Annotated in this window: 1 protein-coding gene; it reads right to left on the bottom strand. The window is 55.5% G+C overall.

Features of this window, described 5'->3' with window-relative positions; translation table 11 throughout:
- Window positions 1-45: 45 nt before the first annotated feature.
- The gene (locus VE128_00090) at window positions 46-1,446 is read right to left on the bottom strand and encodes a M48 family metallopeptidase (GenBank protein HZD83956.1); all 1,401 of its coding nucleotides are present in this window, start codon (window positions 1,444-1,446) and stop codon (window positions 46-48) included.
- Window positions 1,447-2,003 lie beyond the last annotated feature (557 nt).

Raw genomic sequence — 2,003 nt, 5'->3', positions numbered from 1 at the left:
CGTTCCTGGGAAGCTGTCGGCTTCCCCTACAAAGAACGGAGACCACTACTTGACGAACTGCGGATGACCTTTGCTCCAGGGATCGTAGGTTTGGGCGAATTCGATCCGTTTGTTCAACGGCGGATGATTGTAAAGCCAGAGCTCGATGAGCCGCGATGGCTTGGGATCGGACAGATTCACTTCGCCTAAAGTTTGGAAGGCTGGGACAGCGGGATCGGCCGGGCGAGGTACAATGCCGTGGATAACTTCCAGCCCGTAAATATCGGCCTCGTGCTCGTAATGCCTCGAAATCGTGTTGCCAATCGGCGTGACGATAAAAATCAAGATGCTGAGCCATAACAGTAACACCGGAAATGATGCCCAATCCTCCAGGCCGCGAATGTGCCAGCGCGGGCCCCACCGTTGCAAGGCCCAGTGCATCCCGCGATTGCCAATGTAAAGAAAGACCAGCAAGAGCGCCACGATCCAGGCGATCAGTTGCGGGATATGGTGGAGGACGTAATGCCCCATCTCGTGGCCGAAGACAAAGAGCGTTTGTTCGTTCGTTAGGCGCTTCATCGTGTTGTCCCAGACCACGACCCGCTTGGAAGCGCCGATCCCGGTCACATAGGCGTCGAGCGACTTCAGTTTTTCGCTCGCCTTCATTTCAAACATGCGATCGGGCGGGATCATCAAACCGCCGCGCGCGACTACTTTGGAAATGTCAGCGACTAGCTCGGGGTGTTTGTTCTGAAGTGGTTCGAACTTAAAGAACAATGGCTCGATCACGAGCGGCTGAATGAAGACCAGAAGGATAACGAGCGGAATGCTGACCAGCCAGAAGTAAAGCCACCAGCGGCGCGGACTGCGCCGGATGATCGCGTAGAGAATCCAAATGACGATCGCGCCAAAGATTAGTGCCACCAGCTCCGCCTTTGCCCAATCCCAACTCCACGAGCCCCAGCCTTGGATTGATTGCTCGTACTTCCGCGACAGCCACTGGCGATAGATTTCCGTAGGCAAACCGAGCACCGCGGCAGTGAGCAGGAACAGGGACGCGAAAATCCAGGCCTGCACAAATCGCCGATGCGAAATGCGCTCGGCCCAGTCGCGATATTTCGGCGCCACGCGCAAATTAAGTAACAAGATCAGAATGAGAATGCCGTAGGCAGTATCGACAAAGTAAAGCTGATACTTGGCGCGAGAGAACGCCACCGCCTTTTCATACTTGTCTGGCGATAGGGTGTAACTCTGGGCCGGCGAACTGTCGACCTTCGCCTCGCTCGGTTGGAGCTGCGGCGTCTCAGTTTGAGCGAAGACGGTTGACGCGACCACGCAAAGGAACACCACGATAAGAAGCCTGCGCGGAAAAAGGTAGAATAGGACGACCAAGCCCCCAACAATCGTCACTACCGTTTGAAAGATGTCCCATATCCCCCATTCGGCCATGAATTTGAAGAAAGACATTGATTGTGTGCGCGCTTCCCTGTGTCGAATGAAAACACTAGAGCGTTCGCGTAGCAAGAACGCTTTCCCGCGCTCTGAAATCGCCCTTGTGCTCGTGCGTTTCGATCACATTGCCCGCTGCATCGTAAACGCGGATTACGGCATCATGTGAGCGGCTGAAAAACTTTGCGTAGCCGGATTGCATTGCTGATCGCGTTCGGCTCGCCGTACCACAGGCTTGCCAAACGTCAATCCGTGATGTCCGGGGAGCACAGGCTGCCAGCGTGTTCGTCTCGGCAGCTTTCCGAAACGAATTTTGCATCTGAATTCGACGTTGACGTTGGAGATCGTGAATGCAAACTCGGGTCTTTCGGCCTCATACTGTAAAGGCCGCAATGATATTCCATCGAATCGAAACAATGCGACGGTCTAGAACCGTTCGATCTGTTTGCGGTTCCGCGGCGATGCGGATGACCATCACGGCGGCCGTGGCAGCCTTTCTCTGCCTGGCCACGTGGGCCTCGTCTCAAATCGTGCCGGGCTCCTTGGATGTGCGCTGGCACGAGGGCGCTCAGGCC

This window comes from Candidatus Angelobacter sp. (assembly GCA_035643775.1).
Lineage (GTDB): Bacteria > Bacteroidota > Bacteroidia > Flavobacteriales > Blattabacteriaceae > DASQPV01.
This window is presented reverse-complemented; position numbering and strand designations above follow the sequence as displayed.